This window comes from Dyadobacter sp. LHD-138 (assembly GCF_030929615.1).
Classification (GTDB): domain Bacteria; phylum Bacteroidota; class Bacteroidia; order Cytophagales; family Spirosomataceae; genus Dyadobacter.
In genome coordinates, this window is record NZ_JAVFVU010000040.1 from 1 (window position 1) to 20,499 (window position 20,499).

Sequence of the window (20,499 nt, forward strand, 5' to 3'; positions counted from 1 at the left end):
AGCGAAGACTTTTCAGAGATGTTGAGAAAACCATAGAATCTTCTGAGGCAATGCTTGAAATTGCCTATTTATCAATTTTCTTAAACAGAATGACAAAATAAATATCCAAAACATACTCTTAGGTTAACAATTTTAATTTTCTTGCCTCTTCGTTGCCTATTAGATAGAACTCATAGGACTTATCTAACTCGAAAAAACTTGGGATGTTTTCGTTAACTCCAAAAATTATAAATTTTTCGGAAATCGTTTTCAATTCTCGTCCAATTATAATTCTGTATAGTCTATGCCTTCGCGGGTCACTACCTCTAAAAAGAACGAATTTGTGAGGATTTTTAATTAAAAAGTCGTCGATTATTTGAATAACAGTAGCTAAAACGGTTCTTAGGTCATTATTCTTTGTTTCGGAAATATCGCTGATGTCTCCATTATCCAATACATCAAGTAAAGCTAAATTAAAGATATCAATCCATTCAGTTTGGCTCAAAAGGACAATCTTTCGAACCTCTTTTTCCAAACTAACACTAACAAATTCATAACGGTATTCTGTACGCGAAAGGTAAACGGATAGGGATTCTCATTCATTTTATTGATCAGTGTGTGTAATTATCTCAAATTTAACGTTTATATACTGATTATTAAAATCATCCTCCTCTGCATACTTGTGACCAACTGGTCAATTCTTATTATTTTTGTGCGCCCCATATTATACAGATAGAATGAAGTCATTAGAATTGAATACAAAAGTCAGTTTAGCGTCCCATGACTGGAAAATAAATCATGGCTCGAACATATTAACCATCGGCTCCTGTTTTGCAGAAGTATTGGGAAGTCAGCTGGATCATTATAAATTTCCTGTATTAAACAATCCTTTTGGAACCGTTTTTAACCCACTTTCGATTGCGAAACTGATCGATCTGGCACTCGACGGAAAGGTGCCAAATGCAGGTTTGTACCACCAAAATGCGGATAATATATGGCTGCATCATGATTTTCACTCTTCGTTTTGGGCAACGACCCGGGAAGAGCTGGAAGCAAAACTGATAACAAAACTCAAAGAAGTAAGTCAGTTTATCGGAAGTGCCGACGTGCTGGTTCTGACTTTTGGAACGGCCTATGCCTACCGACATCGGGCCACCAACATACTCGTCGGCAATTGTCATAAAGTGCCCGCCGACCGGTTTGTGAAGGAATTGCTGCATATTGATCAGATCAACATCAGTCTTGAACAAATTTTATTCAAACTGCAATCGCTGCGCCGGGATCTGAAAATTATCCTGACCGTCAGCCCTGTTCGTCATACGAAGGACACGTTGCCGTTGAATCAGGTAAGTAAGTCAACATTGCGTTTGGTTTGTCATCGTTTATCAGAGAAATTCCGTCAGGTCGAATATTTTCCTTCGTATGAGATCATGATCGATGAGCTCCGGGATTATCGTTTTTATAAATCTGACCTTATTCACCCCAACAGTGTAGCAGAGGACTATATCTTTCGTACTTTTGCGGACGAATTGATGGATATGCCGGCACTTGAATTCATGAAAGAGTGGGACGGGATTCTGAAAATGATGAACCACAGACCGAAGCATGGATTGACAGAGAGCCATTTTACATTGCTCAATACACTTCAAAGCAAATTGATTGGGCTGTCGGCTGCTACGAACTTGTCGGCTGAACTTGCAGAGATAAAAAGAAGAATTAACGAATTTCCTGCCAATTGATAAACTCATTCATCATAATTGGTGTTCAATTGTATCAGGTAATTAAATAAAAGGCTTGGATATTCCTCCAATCCATATCCAGTACCGCTACGGGTTTTCGTGCGAAATAATAACAATGGGCGAATTTACAATTAACAAAGAAAAAGTACTTCAGGCTTTGAGTACTGTTCAGGAGCCGGACCTAAAACAGGATCTGGTAACATTGAACATGATTCAGGACATCGAAATTGGTGTAAATCAGGTGAAATTTACGGTTGTATTAACAACGCCTGCTTGCCCGTTGAAAGAATTAATACGCAGAATGTGTGTCGAGGCAATCCACACGCATCTGAATCCCGACGTCGAGGTTAACATCAATCTGACAGCCAACGTAACAAGTATCAGACCATTGGGTGCTGCCTTGATTCCGGGTGTGAAAAATGTAATCGCGATCTCTTCCGGCAAAGGCGGGGTAGGGAAATCTACCGTTACGGCAAACCTTGCCATGGCTTTACACCGCTCGGGAGCTTCCGTTGGTATTATCGATGCGGATATTTCCGGCCCTTCGATTCCCTTGATGTTTGGTGCTGAAAATATGCAGCCAACCATTACGCCGAGGGACGGAAAGAACTACATCAATCCGATTCGTCAGTATGGAATAAAAATGATATCCATCGGTTTTTTAACGCCTCCCGACAGTGCAGTAGTTTGGCGTGGCCCGATGGCGAGCCAGGCGCTGAAACAATTTTTCGGTGACACCGACTGGGGTGATCTGGATTATTTGCTGATTGACCTTCCTCCCGGAACAAGTGACATTCACCTGACGCTGGTACAAACCGTGCCGGTAACCGGTGCTGTTATTGTAACAACACCACAAAAAGTGGCGCTGGCTGATGCCGTGAAAGGGATGTCGATGTTCAGGCAGCCGCAAATCAATGTGCCCATTTTGGGTGTTATTGAAAACATGGCGTGGTTTACACCGGAAGAACTTCCTGAAAACAAATACCATATTTTTGGAAAAGGTGGCGGACAGTCGCTGGCTGATAAATTTGACGTACCTTTGTTGGGACAAATTCCTTTGGTACAAGGCATTCGCGAGGCAGGTGACGAAGGTCGTCCGGCTGTAATGGATACGAATTCTATCGTGAATGAGGCATTTCGTGAGGCTGCGGAAGGATTGGCGCAACAGGTTGCTATCCGGAACGCGACAAAGGAAAAGACACAAATGGTAGAAATTCAGGCTTAGTTATTAACTTAGTTTGACTTTATCAATAAATTCTTGCATATTACCGAATAGACTTTTTTAATAATGGATTCAAGAGAAAAAACATTAGAACTAATTGAGCAGGCGTTGGAAACTGTTCGTCCGTATCTTCATGCAGACGGCGGTGATGTGAAGCTGGTAGAATTGACAGATGACCTTACTGTAAGACTTGAATTGATGGGTTCATGCCAAAGCTGCCCGATGAGCGCAATGACTTTCCGTGCCGGACTTGAAGAATCGATTCGTAAAGCGGTTCCTCACATCAACCGTGTGGTAGCGTCCAATGTGCCGTCATTAGCATAACCGTTTGTTTATCCGGTAAACAAACGCAATTCAATCAAGCTGTACAGGCTTCGTTGAAATAAATATTTCCTATGCACCATTCGTTGCAATTGATTCATTTTAAATACTGCTTATATTGCAGGTACGTTTTAAATGCATTAATCAGGCAATAATATGCGCATAGGAGTTTTTTTTGGAGGTCCCTCCCGCGAAAGGGAAATTTCATTTGCGGGTGGGAAAACCGCTTTCGAATACTTAGATAAATCACTTTTTACCCCGGTTCCGATTTTCGTTGACAGCTTCGGTCGCTTTATAAAATTGGAACATGCTCTGATGTACTCGAAAGAAATCAGAGATTTTTACCCGACAAAAAGTAATCAGACAGGTGATTTTAACACTTATATAGAGTCATTTCCACAATTGGCAAAGGAGCCGGTTTCTCCGGAAATCGGTACCCTGTTATCGCCGGACCAGTTTAAGGATCATTTTGAGTTCGCATTCCTTGCCATGCACGGGCCCGACTGTGAGGACGGTGCTATTCAGGGTTTGCTTGAATGGTTTAAAATTCCATACAGCGGACCTGGGTTAATGGGTTCTGCGGTAGGAATTGATAAAATTCTCCAAAATGAAATGATCGCCCTGGTGAATAACCAGCAAAAGAAAAGCTGGACACTACGCCATGAACAGTGGATTCCACGCGAATACGCCATTCTTTTTCAGGTGCTGAAAAAACATTTAGGTTTACCGTTGGTGGTGAAGGCGCCGCATCAGGGCTCTTCCATTGGTGTTGCGATTGTAAAAGAAGATTCCCTCGACGCTTTTGTAGCTGCGATTAACCAGTGTTTTTTCCAGGTTGAACTTGACAGCAAAACGTGGAAAGCGCTGGATGCTGCCGGTAAACACGGCTATGCACAGCGCATGGCTAATCTGGATGAAGGTATCGGTTTTCCTGTTGTTGTCAATGGCGGCAAGATCATTAACCATCCAAAAGATCTGATCGAACAGCTTGACAGTATCTTTGCGGTGCAGGATGAGATTGTTGTTTTGAGCAGCGTAAATGCCGAAGATCAGATTTTGCTGGAAGAGTTTATCGAAGGTCAGGAGTTTTCTTGCGGCTGTATACAGTTTGACAATGGAAAACCGCTGGCACTGCCTCCAAGCGAAGTGATCAAGATGGTTGACGTATTTGATTTTAATGCCAAATACAAGCCGGGAGCAAGCCGTAAAAGAATTCCTGTTGATGCTTCTCTTGAAAAAAATCAGGAAATTCAGAAAGTCATTGCTGAGGTTTTTCAGCAATTGGGTATTACGGTATGCGTGCGTATTGACGGATTTTTAACACCGGACGGAACTATTTTACTGCACGACCCTAACACCATCCCGGGTATGTCGCCGACTTCTTTCATTTTTAAACAAATGGCTGAAATCGGATTAAATGTTACCCAGGCCTTAACGTATTTCATCCGCCAATCCATCCGTGAGAGAATACGTTTGGGGAAAGATACCTGGAGTCTCCGGCATTTACTGGAACGCCTCGATGAGAAAATAACCATAGCTAAAACAGCTGTTAAACCGCTTAAAGGAATTCTTTTTGAGGCTACCGATGCGCAGTATGTTTTGGCAAGGCAGGAGTACGGCCGTTTGAACGCGGAAGGCCTTGTGAAGCCAGTTCCCGTTTTACATGGAGCGGATGGTAAATATTATCAGCTGCCTAATCCTTTTATGTTTAAGGAATACATTGCGGATGTGGAAATTTTGCTCGCCGAAGGAAGACACCCATTATTGACAGAAACGGCCGAAAAAGCACGATCACTGACCGATTTTTTTGCGGGGCAAGTAGACGATCAGGTACACATTTTCAACGACATAGAATCAATCGAATTAATTCGAGAGTGGTTCGTAGTCAAAATTAACAATTAATAAATTTCACATTTTAAAGGATAAAAAAGAGCTTGTGTAAAGCTCTTTTTTAGTAAATTTCATTTTCGGCATTTTCCGGCCGGGCTTAAAAAACTCGGTTTCGGGATAATGTGAACTTTTAATTGAATTTTTTGACCCCGATAATTTGACGAACCAATGGTACATGGCGCAGAAAAAGTACGATTAAGCCTTCAGAAAGAAAATAAAGGTTGGAAAAAGTGGGGGCCTTATCTCTCTGAGCGTCAGTGGGGAACTGTGCGTGAAGATTACAGCAGTAACGGTGATGCCTGGAATTATATAACCCATGAAATGGCGTTATCCAAAACCTACCGATGGGGAGAAGACGGAATCGGCGGATTTTCTGATAACAAACAGCATATTTGTCTCTCTTTTGCTTTCTGGAACCATCAGGATAAATTTTTGAAGGAAAGGATTTTTGGGCTAACAAACCGGGAATCCAATCATGGTGAGGATGTGAAGGAAATGTATTATTATCTGGATAGTACGCCGACACATTCTTATACCAAAATGCTGTATAAGTACCCCCAGCAGGCGTTTCCTTATGACAAACTACGTCAGGAAAACGGCAGGCGAGGGAAAGACGATCCCGAATACGAAATCATGGATACGGGTGTGTTCGATAACAATGAGTATTTCGATATTTTTATTGAGCATGCAAAGGCCGATGAGCAGGATATCATGATGAAAGTTACGGTGCACAACCGTGGCCCGAAAGATGCCCCGATCACCGTCCTGCCGACCATTATGTTCAGAAACACCTGGTCGTGGGGCTATGAGGCTTTCAATTACAAGCCTATGATGAACGGAATTTCCACCCGTTTGATCGAGGTGACGCACCGTAAGCATGGAAAGTATAATCTTTATCTGGACAATGCAGACGAGCTGTTGTTCTGTGAGAATGAATCCAATCTTAAAAAATTATATGGAACGGCCAATAGCACGGCCTATCCAAAAGACGGTATTAATGATTACATCGTAAGCGATCGGAAAAGCCAGACGATAAATCCGAACAATATTGGCACCAAGGCCTCGGGCAGATTTACGAAAACGATCAAGGCGGGGGAGAGTGCTACTTTTCGTCTTCGTTTTGTTAATCACTCTATTTCGGAGCCTTTTGGCGGATTTGAGGATCTTTTTGCAAAAAGAATCCGTGAAGCGGATGAGTTTTATGACGATATCCAGAAAGACGTTACCGATGCAGATCTCCGCTCGGTCCAGCGCCAGTCTTATGCCGGGATGTTGTGGAGCAAGCAATTTTATTACTACAATGTATACGAATGGCTGAAGGGTGATCCGGCCCAGCCAGAACCGAATCAGGGACGAAAGTGGGGCAGGAATTCGGGCTGGAAGCATTTGTATTCGGCCAATATTATCTCCATGCCCGATAAGTGGGAATATCCGTGGTTTGCAGCCTGGGATCTTGCTTTTCATTGTGTGCCGTTGGCGCGTGTCGATGCCGATTTTGCGAAGCGGCAGCTGGAAATTTTGCTTCGGGAATATTACATGCATCCCAATGGCCAGATTCCGGCCTATGAGTGGAATTTTTCGGATGTAAATCCGCCTGTTCATGGCTGGGCAACATGGAAGGTGTACGAGATTGACCGCGAACAGAATAATGGTGTTGGCGATATCGAATTCCTGGAAAAGATATTCCACAAATTGCTGCTTAATTTCACATGGTGGGTGAATCAGAAGGATGATACCGGAAATAATATTTTCAGCGGTGGATTCCTCGGGCTGGATAACATTGGTGTATTCGACCGGTCGACGCCTATGCCTTTTGGTGGTAAACTGCAACAGGCTGATGCAACCGGCTGGATGGCGATGTATACGCTGAATATGCTTCGAATTTCCGTAGAAATTGCCCTGGTGCACCCAGTTTACCAGGACATGGCATCGAAATTTTTCGAGCACTTCCTGCATATTGCCGGTGCTATGGAATCCATTGGTGGTAAAAATTCTTCGATCAGTTTGTGGGATGAGGAGGACCAGTTCTATTATGATGTGATTCATGTACCAAACGGGCAGAGCATTCTTTTAAAAGTCCGCTCGATTGTAGGCCTGATCCCGCTTTTTGCAGTGGAAATTCTTGATCCTCAGAATCTTGATAAAATGCCAATTTTCAAGCGGCGTGTGGAGTGGGTTTTAGCAAATCGGCCCGATCTGGCGCGTTTGATCTCGCGTTGGTTTGAATCCGGAAAAGGCGAAAACAGATTACTTTCTATTCTGCGCGGTCACCGGATGAAAATGATCATGAAGCGAATGCTGGATGAAAATGAATTCCTGTCTGATTTCGGTGTGCGTGCCTTATCGAAATACCACAAAGAAAATCCGTACAAGTTTTACATCAATGGTGAGGTTTTACAGGTTGATTATACGCCTGGCGAGGCTTTAACCGACATTATGGGCGGTAATTCCAACTGGCGCGGGCCGATCTGGTTCCCGTTGAATTACCTAATTTTTGACTCGCTGATGAAATTCCACGCATACTATGGCGAGGATTTCCAGATCGAATATCCGACAAATTCAGGGAACCTGGTTACGATCAAAGACGCGGCGATTGCGATTGCAAACCGTCTGATCAACATCTTTAAAAAGGATGCCGAGGGAAGAAGGGCATTTAACGGTGATGATGAAAAAATGCAAAATGATCCTAATTTCAGCGAACATATTTTATTCTATGAATATTTCCATGGAGATAATGGAAGAGGTTGCGGAGCAAATCACCAAACGGGCTGGACGGGCCTTGTTGCAGAACTCATTCATAAAACCGCACAGGAAAAAATGAAAGATTTTGCAAAAGAAGAATTGCCGGTAGGTAAATAATTGCGGTATATTTTTACTTTTATAAAATTAATAACGCAACGAGAACGATATTTTTAGTCTTTTTGCTGCTTACAATCCGTAGAAAGATTTTACGGTAAAAAGGCTGAATTTTACAAATTAACTGTTTCTGAAAACCATCTTTTTAATTAATTATGACCGCACAATTAGATCCGAATGTCCTGGCCAAAGTAAACACGTGGCTTGAAGGCGATTATGATATCGATACCAAACAATCAATTCAGAAATTGATTGACGAAGGAAATGATACTGAACTTACCGATGCATTTTACAAGGATCTGGAATTTGGAACGGGTGGTTTACGTGGATTAATTGGGGTTGGGTCAAACCGCATGAACCGTTATACGGTTGGAACGGCTACGCAGGGATTGGCCAATTACCTGAACAAGGCATTCCCGAAGGAAGAAATTAAAGTAGCGATTGCATACGATAGCCGCATCAAGTCTGACGAATTTTCTCAGATCATTGCGGATATTTTCTCCGCCAGCGGCATCACGGTTTATCTTTTTGAAGCCTTGCGTCCGACGCCGGAATTGTCTTTTGCGATCCGTCAGTTAAATTGTCACAGCGGGGTCGTGGTGACTGCTTCTCATAACCCTAAGGAATATAACGGTTATAAGGCATATTGGACGGATGGTTCCCAGGTGGTTGCGCCTCATGACGCGAACATTATTGATGAGGTTAACGCAATTAAATCCATCGAGGATATCAAATTTGAAGGCGATCCCTCAAAAGTGATTAAGATCGGCGCGGAAATTGATGAAAAATACCTTGATCATATTCTTTCGCTGTCGATCTCCAAAGACGCGATTGACCGTCAGAAGGACTTGAAAATTGTGTATACGCCTTTGCACGGAACGGGTGTAACGCTTGTGCCGCCCTTGTTGCAGAAAATGGGTTTTGAGTCGGTGACGGTAATCGAGGAACAGGCTGAACCCAATGGAAACGGTCAGTTCCCGACGGTTGTTTATCCTAACCCGGAAGAGAGTGAAGCGATGTCCAAAGCGGTTGATAAAGCGAAGGAAATTGATGCTGATCTTGTTTTGGGTACGGATCCTGACGCCGACCGCGTGGGTATTGCTGCCAAAAATCATCACGGTGAAATTCAGCTTTTGAATGGCAACCAGACTGCCAGCGTTTTGATCTATTATTTACTGAACGCCTGGAAAGATGCAGGGAAATTAACGGGTACGCAATTTGTTTGTAAAACAATTGTAACAACCGATCTGATCGATAAAATGGCGGCGTCTTATGGCGTGCAATGTTATAATACGCTTACCGGGTTCAAATACATTGCCCAGGTAATCCGTGAAAAAGAAGGCATTGAGCAGTTTATTGGTGGTGGTGAAGAGAGTTATGGCTACCTGATCGGTGACGCCGTTCGGGATAAGGACGCCATTGCTTCCTGTGCGATGATCGCCGAGCTGACGGCCTATGCGAAGGATAAAGGTTTGAGCCTTTTTGATATGCTGATCGAAATCTACAAACAATTCGGATTTTACTACGAAGGGCTGATTTCGTTAACGAAAAAAGGAAAAACCGGTGCGGAGGAAATTCAGCAGATGATGGCTGATTTCCGTGCTAATCCGCCTAAAACACTGGCTGGCTCCGATGTTGTCCGCATGGATGATTACAAAGCATTAACGACAACTGATTTCACGACCGGAACTACAACAGCTATTCCGTCGGGAGAAATGGGTATTGAGTCATCGAACGTGCTTCAATTCTTTACTGTGGATGGCACCAAGTTTACCTGCCGTCCTTCCGGAACTGAACCTAAGATTAAATTCTATGTGGGTGTTCGCGCTGAGCTTCATGGCAAATCAGAATTCGACAGCGTATATGCTGGTTTGAAGGAAAAAGTGATTGCCATTGGTGAGGAGTTGGGGTTGAAATAGTCATTGAATAAAAATGTAAATGGGCGGCCGTCGGACATCGAACAGTCGCCCATTTTCTATTTGGCATGGATGATAATATATTTTTTCTTATTTCCGTCTTCAATAATTCGCGCCTTTTCGAACATTTCAAACGGAAGCGTATTTATTTCTTCAAAAGTTGCAGGTTTGGTGTTTAAATAAAATTCTGCATTTTTGAGTGATTCAGATAGCTTCAAGGTGTTGTTTTCAGATTTGCCAAGACCTGTTCCTTTGGAAATTCTTTCAGCATTGGCCCCTTCAAGAAGTTCTCGACTCAATCCGGTGCTGCTAGTCCCACCCAGCTTCTTGGTGAAATTGTATTCAAAGAAATTTACCTCATTTTGTTTTTGATAAACCAAGGCTTGTTGATAGTCTTTCTCGAAAGATGTGTGCAAGGGTGCGGGTGGTAATTGTCCCATTCCTAATCCGACTTTTGTAATATAACCGGAGTATCCATTGATAGGTTTAAAGGTACCTTGTTTTTCCCCTTCGCTTGAATTGCCTTGCCCCGATGAGCCTTTTGTTTTGACGTGAACAGCAATCGATGTAATGAACAGCTGCAAGGGATCATAAGCAATGGCGTTGATGTTTATTTCTCCTCCAAAGTTCTTTACATCTTCTTTCATACGGTTAATATCGTCCCAGGTGGCAAGGGGAGAAATTGCCCAATAGAGTGTATCATTTTTTATTAAAACGCATTTGCTTGTGGATACACCTATGGAATCTTTCTGATTTTCTTCTGCAATAACTGGCACTTCGATTTTGGAAATCTCATTTAGTTTTATTAGGCTTTCTTCACCTTTAATCTCCGAAACAGAGGAGGCTGGTAGCGCGTCATCTGCTAAAAGAGCTTCAATAATTGGCTTTGTAGCAGATGGCGCGAGAGAGATAACCTGTTGCCGGTAGGGCGCAACAAACGCTGAGGATAGATAGATTAAAGCGACCAAAACCCAGTATTTTCCCCAAACCCAAACGGTGGACGGCTTCCTGTTCATCATTTTGATTCGTTTTTTAAGTAGTGACTGGGCAAAGGAATTGGTTAGCGGCAGTTCATGATGCTGCATCACCGCTTTGAGCAAACTGAACTGGTACTGCTTTTTGTGAAAACCGTTTTCAAGTACCGCGCGGTCAGCCAGGTATTCGAGGTTTTCCTGAACCAGCTGCTGGTGAAACCATGCAACCGGATTAAACCAGAGTAGGATCCGCTGTGTTTCGGCAAGCAAAAGATCAAGGCTGTGCCACTGGTACACATGTTCAGTTTCGTGGGCTAAAATATGATCGATTTCACTCGAAGAATGTTTGTCAGGATTACAGATAATCCATCGGAAAAAAGAATACGGCGCGGTAGTGTCAGCATTTCGGATTAAAACAATACCGTTTTCCAGCCGCTCAGAGGGCATTTTCCATAAATTAAACAGTAGTTTTCCTACCTGGTACAAAAGCCGTGCAGTGAGCATGATGACGCCTAAAAAATATAGGGCCATGATCCAATCCATCCCATTCCAGTTTGTCGTCTGCGGATCTATTACCCTGGAAACTGAGGAATTTGCCGGGACTATTTTCTCCTGAATCACCGGAGCCTCCTTTATGATTTCGGGAATTCTGTGGTGAAATTCCTGCTGCACGGTGACAGGCCCCCAATCGGGAAGTGGGATGAACGGAAGTGACCAGGCGGCCAGGACATTAAGCCATAACAGGGCCCGGTTGACTTTTGAGAAAGTTTCAAATTGAATAAGCCAGCGATATCCAAGTGTCAGGATAGCGAGCAAGAGGCTGACTTTAAGCAGATAAGTGATGAGCATGGTCTTTAATTTAAATTTTAAGACATCGTTTTTACTCTCCTTCTTCAATCATCCTGATAATTTCTCTCAACTCGTCAGGACTTACTTTTTCATTCTTGGCAAAATAGGCGACAAGATCCTTGTAGGAGTCGTTGAAATAGTTTCCGACGACCTTTTTTAAGACAAAATTGTTCTGATAATCTTCCTTGCTGATGGCCGGGAAATACTCATAGGTGTTGCCAAATTGCCGGTGCGCCACATATCCTTTTTCTTCCAGATTACGGATGATCGTGGACAGCGTGTTGTAATGCAGCCTGGGTTCTGTAAAAAGCGGTAACATATCTTTTACAAAAGCATGCTGCAAGGTCCAAAGCACCTGCATGACTTCTTCTTCCTTGTTGGTGAGCTTTTCTGATTCCATGAAATAAAGTTAAAACTATTTTTATAGTTAACAAACTATTTTTATAGTAATTAAAATAAAAGATTAATTGATGTAATAATTTAATGACCATTCGGTGACTTTAAAAGTGCTTTTTAGTCTCTATATGAGTATACTTTAATTCATTTATTTATATTTAATAAATATATTATTATATTCAATGGGCAAATATTTCTGATTGGCCTTAATCATTATAACCTAACTACCACTTATGATGAAAAAAATACTTCACAACAAATTCTTCATTTTATTGTTTCTGGGTTACTTCTGTTGTGAGGCGCTGATGGCCCAGAGTATTGCTGTTTCCGGAAAAGTTACGGACGAAGCCGGCTCCGAGATTCCCGGAGCAAATGTTGCAGTAAAAGGGAGTTCGCTCGGAACCACGACCAATGAGAAAGGTGAGTACAACATAGCGGTGAATTCCGGAGGGACATTGGTTTTCAGTTTTATCGGATTTAAACGGGTTGAGGTTAAAATCGGGAATCAGAAAGTAGTCAATGTCAGGCTTGAATCCGAAGCGTCTGAACTTAATGAGGTCGTGGTGACGGCCCTGGGGCAGACACAGGAAAAACGAGCGATAGGCTACTCGGTCCAGTCAGTTAAATCCGAGGAAATCAGAAACTCCGGCAATACGAATGTCGTTGGCGCTTTGCAGGGGAAAATTGCGGGCGCCATTATCACGGGGTCCGGCGGGGCACCGGGCGCGGGTGTGAACATTATCCTCCGAGGCGTAACTTCGCTGAGTTCAGGCGCCGACAATCAGCCTTTGTTTGTGATTGACGGGATCATTATCAGTAATTCGACAAATGCCGGCAATCCGTTGCCAAGTGCGGGCAGTAACTCGCCGGGTGCTTCCGAGCAGTTTGCCAACACGAACCGCGCGGCCGATATTAATCCGGATGATATCGAAAGTGTCTCTGTTTTAAAAGGCCCCGCAGCTACGGCTTTGTACGGTCTACGTGCTTCCAACGGGGCTATTATCATCACAACCAAACGAGGGAAATCAGGGAAAATGAATATTTCTGTTTCATCGTCTGTGGGCATGGATGTGCTTGGGAAGTCGCCGGATATTCAGACAACGTTTTTGCAGGGAAGACTGGGTGAATTTATTCCGCTCGGTCCGGGGCGCACACCTTACCAGTCTTTCGGCCCGGTGCTGGATCCGCAGAATACGACGGACAGGATTTATGATAATTTCCGTGGATTTTACCGTACCGGCTTTCGTAACAACAACAATCTGACGCTTACGAAGGGAAATGACAAGGGGAATATCTATGTTTCCCTCGGAAGAAATACGCAGAGTGGGATTGTACCGAACACCAATTTTAACAGGACGTCCGCAAAGGTTGCCGGTGCCTATAACCTTACAAAAAATTTCAATGTTTCCGGGTCGTTCAATTATATCAATTCGGGCGGGAAGCGGCCACCAGCGGGGGATAAGTCCATTTTTAGTGCGCTGGGTTACTGGCCGAATACCTATGATGTCAATGATTATCTCAACCCCGACGGAACGCAGAAAAACATTCTTCCCGGATTTACGGACAATCCACGTTATCTGGTTGAAAAAAGCCCTCGCGTCGATAAGATCAACCGCTATATTTCAGACATTACTTTAAATTATAAATTTACCGACTGGCTGTCTGCAAAATACCAGATTACGTATGACACGTATCGTGAGACGAGGCATCGTCAGGTCGACAGCACCTTTGATGTCGGGATACAGGTAAAAGGCTTCCTGATCAATGAAAAACTGAATTATCGTGAGCTGAATTCCAATTTGTATGTAACGGCGCAAAAGAATTTCGGAGAAAACTGGGCCGGTTCACTGATGGTTGGTAATGCCGTGGTTGACAGTAAAAGACCGGATAGCTACTATGAACGGGGCGAAAACTGGAATGCACCCTTCACGAACGAGCTTTCCAGTTACCAGAATCAGCAAAAGAGGTTTTATTCGCCGGCACAGTTCAGGATCGTAAGCTTTTTTGCGGATGCAAAACTCAGTTATCGTGATATTTTATATTTAAATGCAACGGTAAGAAACGATATTGTTTCTGTACTTCCGGTCAAAAACCGATCGTTCGTATACCCGTCTTTTAGCGCAGGTTACGTTTTTACGGAACAGCTTCCGAAGAATAATATCCTGTCTTATGGGAAACTGAGAGCTTCCTGGGCGCAGGTGGGTAAAGCTACTACACCTTACCTGGTGGGGACTTATTACGAAATAACCGACAATTTTCCCTATGGAAATGCCACGCCCGGTTATATCAGAAAATTGGCAGCAGCGGATCAGAATCTGAAACCGGAAAGAACAACGTCGATCGAGGTGGGGACAGAACTGCGTTTTTTCAGAAACCGGCTGATGGTTGATGCAACCTATTTTACCATGGACAGCAAAAACCAGATTGTACAGGCGCCTGTTTCCAATGCATCCGGGTTTTCAACTTACTACACCAACATCGGCTTAATCCGGAATAAGGGTGTTGAATTGCTGGTGAATGTAAAACCTATTCAGACCCAAAATTTCTCCTGGGATATTGCTGTAAACTGGTCGAAATTAACGGGCAGGGTGATTGATATGCCCGATGCGTTGCAGGAAATTTCGTATTATGACAATACCGTTGGTTCTCTGAAAGTCCGGGAAGGAAGCAAGATAGGGGATCTGTGGGGTTATGATTATAAAAGAGCTCCCGACGGTCAGATGCTGATCAACGCTACGACCGGATTTCCTGAAACCAGCACAACTTTGACGCAATATGGAAACGCTCAGCCGGACTGGATCGGAGGCCTTACCAATACTTTCAATTACAAAGGGCTGTCATTGTCCATCCTGGCAGAATGGCGGCACGGGGGCGATGCGATTGACCTGGGAGAGCGGAATGCACTGCGGAGCGGTTCGATCAAACTGACGGAACGGCGGAATGAGCAGGTGATTTTCAATGGTGTGGTACTCAATCAGGCCGACAACTCCTATACTCCGAATAAGAAAGCCGTTTATCTTGATGATTTGTTATACAATCCTTCCACTTCGACACGATTTAACGGTTGGTCGAAACTCAACATCCAGGATGCTTCCTGGATCAGGATCCGGACGGTTAGTCTGAATTATTCGTTGTCGAAAAAACTGCTTGGAAATTCGATTTTCAAAGGCGGTGTGAGGCTTAGTCTGACCGGTACCAATCTTTTCCTGAGCACACCCTTCCGTGGATATGATCCGGAAGCACTCACCTTTGGCTCCGGTACCAATCTGATTGGCTTTGTCGGAAGAAATAATCCTTCTACCCGAAGCTTTCAGTTTGGTGTAAACCTTAATTTTTAACACATCATTGACAACGGATTTATCTTAATTTATATGGTTATGAATAAGATTAAAAAAATATACTTTTTCCTGATACTGGGTACGCTGACTTTGGGGTGTGACAACTATCTGGATGTAAACGTGGATCCAACCTTGAAACCCGATGCAACCGTGCAGGAGTTACTCCCGACTGCGCAGTTCTATGCGAGTGAGGCGAGTTATCAGCAGGCGTACTATGCCTGCCAGTATGCACAGCAAATCAGCAGCAATCTTGGAATTAACGGGACCGATACGTATGCGGAATCAGAAAATGCTATTGGCTGGTCGAATTTCTATTTGTATGTGGTACCTCAGTTAAATACAATTATCCTGAAAGGTAAAACGGACGACATTCCTGCGTATACGGGTATTGCTAAAACACTGATGGCTTATGGTTTGGGATTGGCAACGGCAAACTGGGAAAATATACCATTTTCGCAGGCTGATCAGGAACCGAAGAACTTCCAGCCCGGATATGATACGCAGCAGGATATTTACGCCAGTATCCAGAAACTTCTTGATGAAGGTATTGCTGATCTGGCGAAAAATACGGGAGCAAAACCGGGAACTGACGATTTGATCTATGGAGGAGATCTTGGAAAATGGACGCGCCTTGCCTATTCTCTGAAGGCAAGATATCTCCTGCATCTTTCTGCTAAAAATCCTAAACAGGCTGGGGACAACGCATTAATTGCCTTGCAGAACGGAATGAAAAGTAATGCAGATGATTTTCAAATGCCTTACAATACCAAAAACCTGAGCCCTTGGTACAGCCGTGTGGCGTTGGCTAACAGCACGGGAAATCTTTCGGTTACGTATGGAAGCACTTTTGTAGACCTGATGAACGGAAAAGTTCAGGGTATTACAGATCCGCGCTTGTCCAAAGTAGTTACTTTAAAGACAGGACAGACAACTTACAATGGTGTTTTTCCAGGTTCAAATGCCGGTTCAACCGTTGACTTTACGATTAAATCCTGGCATTCATCCATTACATCACCGATTCTGATGATGACTTACGGTGAAGTAAAGGCGATTGAAGCGGAAGCGAGGTTTTTGTCAGGGAACGGAACATTTACGTCCAAAGGAAACACGGAGCAGGCACATCTGGCTTATCTGGAAATTGCCCGTGCCAATATGACAAAACTGGGGGTGTCGGATGCTGATATTACCAGCTATCTGACATCACCGACTGTGAATGTCGGTGCTTCTCAATTGACGCTGATACATATCCTTCGTGAAAAATATAAGGCGATGTTTCTGATTGGGGATATTTGGACAGACCTCAGAAAGTATGACTATTGGGATTTTCCATTACCTCAAAATATGAACGTGGAACTGGGCGGGAAACGGATTCAGCGTATGAAATATCCTTCTTCTGAATTGACCAGAAATTCGGGAAATGCTGAGGCAAATGCAAAGACGCCCGAGACATCGATGTGGTTTATCGCTAAATAGTTTGCTGAAAATTTTAAAAAGAGTCATCATGAGAAAGAAGATAAATTGCATATTGGTTTCCCTGGTTTTATCCATGAGTGTTTTTCTGACTGGATGTTATGACGAGCCGGATCTGATCGATGATATTTCAACCAGTGTAGGTAAAGTGGCCCAGGTTTCGATAGTCTGGCTTGGAACGGTCAGGCAGACAACTTCCAGCAGTGCCGTGATAACGGGTCAGACCGTCGACGCAGGGACTTCAACGACGTTTAATATTGAGTTTAACTCCGAAATCCCGGTGAAAGAGTTTAAAGTTTACTGGGCCGCTACGGCTGCCGGTACGCAAACACTAGTCGCCACAATTCCGGCCGGAACGCAAAAATATGACGCGACACTCAGGAGTTATGTTTTGACAGTTCCGGTCCAGGCGCAGGATACAAAAGGGACAACCAGAATTTTCTTTGCCGCGATAACGACGGAAAATGGATTGGTCTCTCTGCAAAAATCGGCAACGCTTACGACCAATAAATAACCTGAGCATTAGCTCAGAACTGATAATATATTCCTGGCAACCTACAATGATGCTCCGACCGGATGAATATTTTCCGGTCGGAATTTTCTTTTGCAACAGACCCGTAACATTATTGGTATCAGGATGAAGATTCCAAACTCCTCATTTATCTTTGGGGTTGAAAGCCTTTAACCCAAAGTTACCGTCTAATAATGTTTCGTTACGCCAATTTTTTCCAGCGATTACTTTTATCCGTTTGTATTTTTATCGGTGCCGCTTCGATATCTTTTGCGCAGCAAGGTGGTGCCGTGGTGCTTTCAGGGAAAGTTACGGATGGGAAAACGGGGAAGCCGCTGCCCTTTGCCAATGTATTTGTCAATAACTCGACGATCGGAACCAATGCCGATGAAAATGGGAATTACAAATTATCAGGGTTGACGATTGGTACGATCGAGATGGCCGTATCGTTTTTGGGGTATGAGACAGTCAAGCAAACGTTGAGATTTGAACAGCCGGGCGCAAAAACCGTGCATTTCAAACTTATCGAAGGGATGCAGCTGACGGGTGTTACGATTTATTCCAAAAAGAATAAGAAACGTGAGAAACATCTGGCGATCATAACGAGGGAGTTGCTCGGGAAAACGCCTTTTTCAAAACAATGCAGGATTCTGAACCCGGAAGTGTTGCGGATTTCTCTCGATGACAACGGACATTTGAGCGCGCAAACCTCCGCTCCGCTGATCATTGAAAACAATGCGCTGGGTTATAAAATACATCAGGATCTGGATGATTTCGATTATTATCAGGGAAGAGTTTTATACGGCGGAAGTACGCGTTTTGAAATGCTGACACCCAAAGACAGTATTCAGAAAAAACAATGGCGGACTAACCAGAAAATCGCGTATCAGGGCTCATTAAAACATTTGCTTGCCAGCATGGTTGCAGATAGTTTGCAGGAAGAAGGATTTAAGGTTTATCAGGAAATTCCGGATTCGATGCGGATGTTCAGGTCAGTCAGAAGTATGAATGGCTACAACAGCATTGCCAATAACGTGCATAACAGAATAGAGCCGATCCTTGGAAACCGGCTGATTCGTCCGGGTGAGTTGATGACGGAAAGACTGGTTTTTTCCAGAACAATGCTGGAAGTTTTTTACATGAAAAAACGGGGGAGTTCGCCTTATTCGGACATGCCTTATGTGTATACCCAGTTAAAATTCCCGCAGGGTTATTGCGTGATCACGCCGCAAGGCTGGGTTGTGATGCCCATGGGCTTCGAAATCGCGGGATATCTGGGCAATGACCGGTACTCCTCATTGCTGCCGGCTGACTGGAAAAGAGGGGATTTTTAGTGGTTAGTGAACAAAGGACGTCAAGTTTTGAAAACGGGGACGCCCAGTCTTGACTTTTCTCTCTCCCGCATACGCTCAGACTTAACCATTATTTACCGTTTTTCAGGACCAGGAACGGCAGCGATAGACCCCAGTTCGGCTTAAAATTATCCTGATTTAAAAAGCCCTTGGCGTAATTTCCTAACACGATATCGAGATCCCCGTCCCCGTCCAGATCATTCGCATCCATGCAAATCCAGCGTCCGTGTTGACTAACCGGAATGGCATGGGGTATGAAGTCGGGGAATGGTTTCGTATTTTTTTGCTCAAAATAGAGGAAACCCTCAGGTGCATTTTTTTCAAAATCAGCAAAAAAAGCGATGGCCGCGAGGTCGATATCGCCGTCGAGATCAAAGTCCTTTGCGATAACCTTGGTGGCGCCGTTGATAGGGTAGAAGAACGTTTTTTCAAACCGAGACGCGTCGCCATTCAAATCTCCTTTGTTCAGGAAAATATACAACCCATGGTATGGTTTTAAAATTCTGGAATAATCGCTGTTGTCACCTGCGGTGTACACAATGTCCGGTTTGCCATCCTTGTTTACGTCCACCCATTGAAAACTGCTTGATCCGTAAACCGGTGGAAAACGAAGTATATTTTTTGTTTCAAATCCGCCTTTTTTGTTATTCAGAAATAACCAGATTCCTTCATCCGCATGCGCAAATAAAGCCATAATATCCGGCCATCCATCTTTGTTGAAATCGCCTGCAATGGCTTGCGTAGCTCCGGCGACTTCTCTCACAGGTATTTTTTCAAAGGTTTTGTCCGGCAATTGTTTGATCAGGTAAAGCCCGCCTTTGTTATGACCGAAACTGCAAACCACGTAGTCAGTCAGCCCATCGTTATTAAAATCACCGGTTGCAGTTTGTATAGGCCGGATGAGACCGGAAGCTATGGGTTGATTTTGAATTTCGTTCTTTTGATTTTTAGCCAATGATAGTATTGCTCCGCCAGGCAGGTCAACCGCTTTCATTTCACCGATTGACGTGATGATGTTGTGTGTGTCTGAAAAATGGATAGCTACGGCTGGTGACGGAAGTTTTGCAGCAACGGACGACTTAAAACTCTTATCCCATTTAAGCAGATCTGGATTTTCAGCACTGCTTGTGTATAGGTGATGATCGGTTTTGTTGATAGCAAGGAGCGTAGTTGTGGCAATAAAGGTTGTGTCTTTTGGAGGTGTTTTTAATGAAAATATTGCCCAGTCATGAAGCGGTTTTACCGGGACAACCGTTTGAGAAAGACTAGTAGGAGCGAGAGAATCGTAAAAGGCAACGATTTTTAGCCAGTCGCTTTGTGAAATCGCTGATCGCTCGTTTTGGAAATAGTGGTTATTTTGCCAGACTTCCAGGCCCAGTTGTTTGGCCATAGCCGGTAAAACCTGATTTTTCCAGGTTTCCTTGTCAAGCAGTTCTGGTGCCACAGGCAAATGGCAAGTGCTGCAATATTTGGCAGCCAGTTTTTGTCCTTCCGCCAGTTCTCCGGTTAATTCACTTTGTCCGTTTTTGATTTTCGAATGGCAGCCAATGAAAAAAACGCAGCCAATAATTGTAAAGAATATCCCGATGAATTGAAAAAGTGGGTTTTTCGGGTGCATAACTTGGATTGTTTTGTCAATGATAAACAAAAAGAGGCAGTCGTGAAACTGCCTCTTTTTTGCGGATT

General features: G+C 43.7%; 13 protein-coding genes and 1 pseudogene. 10 read left to right on the forward strand and 4 right to left on the reverse strand.

The genetic code is table 11. From position 1 onward, the window contains the following. Positions 1 to 118 precede the first annotated feature (118 nt). Positions 119 to 547: pseudogene (locus tag RB622_RS24690) on the reverse strand (DUF6934 family protein); the annotation flags it as partial. A 169-nt stretch (positions 548 to 716) separates the two neighbouring features. Here RB622_RS24690 and RB622_RS24695 point away from each other — a divergent pair. The 6 genes from RB622_RS24695 (at position 717) to RB622_RS24720 (ending at position 9,926) form a co-directional block, all read left to right on the forward strand. Continuing rightward, entirely contained in the window at positions 717 to 1,718 is a 1,002-nt protein-coding gene (locus RB622_RS24695) for a GSCFA domain-containing protein (RefSeq protein ID WP_308049417.1), read from the forward strand. A 115-nt stretch (positions 1,719 to 1,833) separates the two neighbouring features. After that, positions 1,834 to 2,943 carry an Mrp/NBP35 family ATP-binding protein gene (locus RB622_RS24700; RefSeq protein WP_308049418.1) on the forward strand — a complete coding sequence of 370 codons (1,110 nt, stop codon included), beginning with the start codon at positions 1,834 to 1,836 and terminating at the stop codon, positions 2,941 to 2,943. A gap of 63 nt (positions 2,944 to 3,006) precedes the next feature. Beyond that, positions 3,007 to 3,264, forward strand: a complete 258-nt coding sequence (locus tag RB622_RS24705) for a NifU family protein (RefSeq protein ID WP_235148998.1) — start codon at positions 3,007 to 3,009, stop codon at positions 3,262 to 3,264. Positions 3,265 to 3,417: 153 nt separating this feature from the next. Further along, entirely contained in the window at positions 3,418 to 5,163 is a 1,746-nt protein-coding gene (locus RB622_RS24710) for a D-alanine--D-alanine ligase (protein WP_308049419.1), read from the forward strand. 156 nt (positions 5,164 to 5,319) lie between these two features. Further along, entirely contained in the window at positions 5,320 to 8,010 is a 2,691-nt protein-coding gene (locus RB622_RS24715) for an MGH1-like glycoside hydrolase domain-containing protein (protein ID WP_308049420.1), read from the forward strand. Positions 8,011 to 8,162: 152 nt separating this feature from the next. Beyond that, on the forward strand, positions 8,163 to 9,926 hold the full coding sequence (locus RB622_RS24720) for a phospho-sugar mutase (RefSeq protein ID WP_308049421.1): 1,764 nt from the start codon (positions 8,163 to 8,165) through the stop codon (positions 9,924 to 9,926). 56 nt (positions 9,927 to 9,982) lie between these two features. On the opposite strand, the gene RB622_RS24725 is transcribed toward RB622_RS24720, so the two are convergent. Together RB622_RS24725 and RB622_RS24730 are read right to left on the reverse strand one after the other, a co-directional pair. After that, entirely contained in the window at positions 9,983 to 11,746 is a 1,764-nt protein-coding gene (locus tag RB622_RS24725; protein ID WP_308049422.1) for a M56 family metallopeptidase, read from the reverse strand. A gap of 31 nt (positions 11,747 to 11,777) precedes the next feature. Continuing rightward, positions 11,778 to 12,146 carry a BlaI/MecI/CopY family transcriptional regulator gene (locus RB622_RS24730; protein WP_308049423.1) on the reverse strand — a complete coding sequence of 123 codons (369 nt, stop codon included), beginning with the start codon at positions 12,144 to 12,146 and terminating at the stop codon, positions 11,778 to 11,780. Between the two features lie 229 nt (positions 12,147 to 12,375). On the opposite strand from RB622_RS24730, the gene RB622_RS24735 reads away from it, so the two are divergent. From RB622_RS24735 to RB622_RS24750, 4 genes are all read left to right on the forward strand, one after another. Beyond that, positions 12,376 to 15,480, forward strand: a complete 3,105-nt coding sequence (locus tag RB622_RS24735; RefSeq protein ID WP_308049424.1) for a SusC/RagA family TonB-linked outer membrane protein — start codon at positions 12,376 to 12,378, stop codon at positions 15,478 to 15,480. Between the two features lie 39 nt (positions 15,481 to 15,519). Then, entirely contained in the window at positions 15,520 to 16,953 is a 1,434-nt protein-coding gene (locus RB622_RS24740) for a SusD/RagB family nutrient-binding outer membrane lipoprotein (protein WP_308049425.1), read from the forward strand. Positions 16,954 to 16,981: 28 nt separating this feature from the next. Then, the gene (locus RB622_RS24745) at positions 16,982 to 17,464 is read left to right on the forward strand and encodes a hypothetical protein (RefSeq protein ID WP_308049426.1); all 483 of its coding nucleotides are present in this window, start codon (positions 16,982 to 16,984) and stop codon (positions 17,462 to 17,464) included. Between the two features lie 191 nt (positions 17,465 to 17,655). Further along, positions 17,656 to 18,795, forward strand: a complete 1,140-nt coding sequence (locus tag RB622_RS24750) for a carboxypeptidase-like regulatory domain-containing protein (protein WP_308049427.1) — start codon at positions 17,656 to 17,658, stop codon at positions 18,793 to 18,795. A gap of 88 nt (positions 18,796 to 18,883) precedes the next feature. Here the strand turns inward: RB622_RS24750 and RB622_RS24755 are convergent, their stop codons facing one another. Further along, on the reverse strand, positions 18,884 to 20,431 hold the full coding sequence (locus RB622_RS24755) for a VCBS repeat-containing protein (protein WP_308049428.1): 1,548 nt from the start codon (positions 20,429 to 20,431) through the stop codon (positions 18,884 to 18,886). Positions 20,432 to 20,499: the final 68 nt, after the last annotated feature.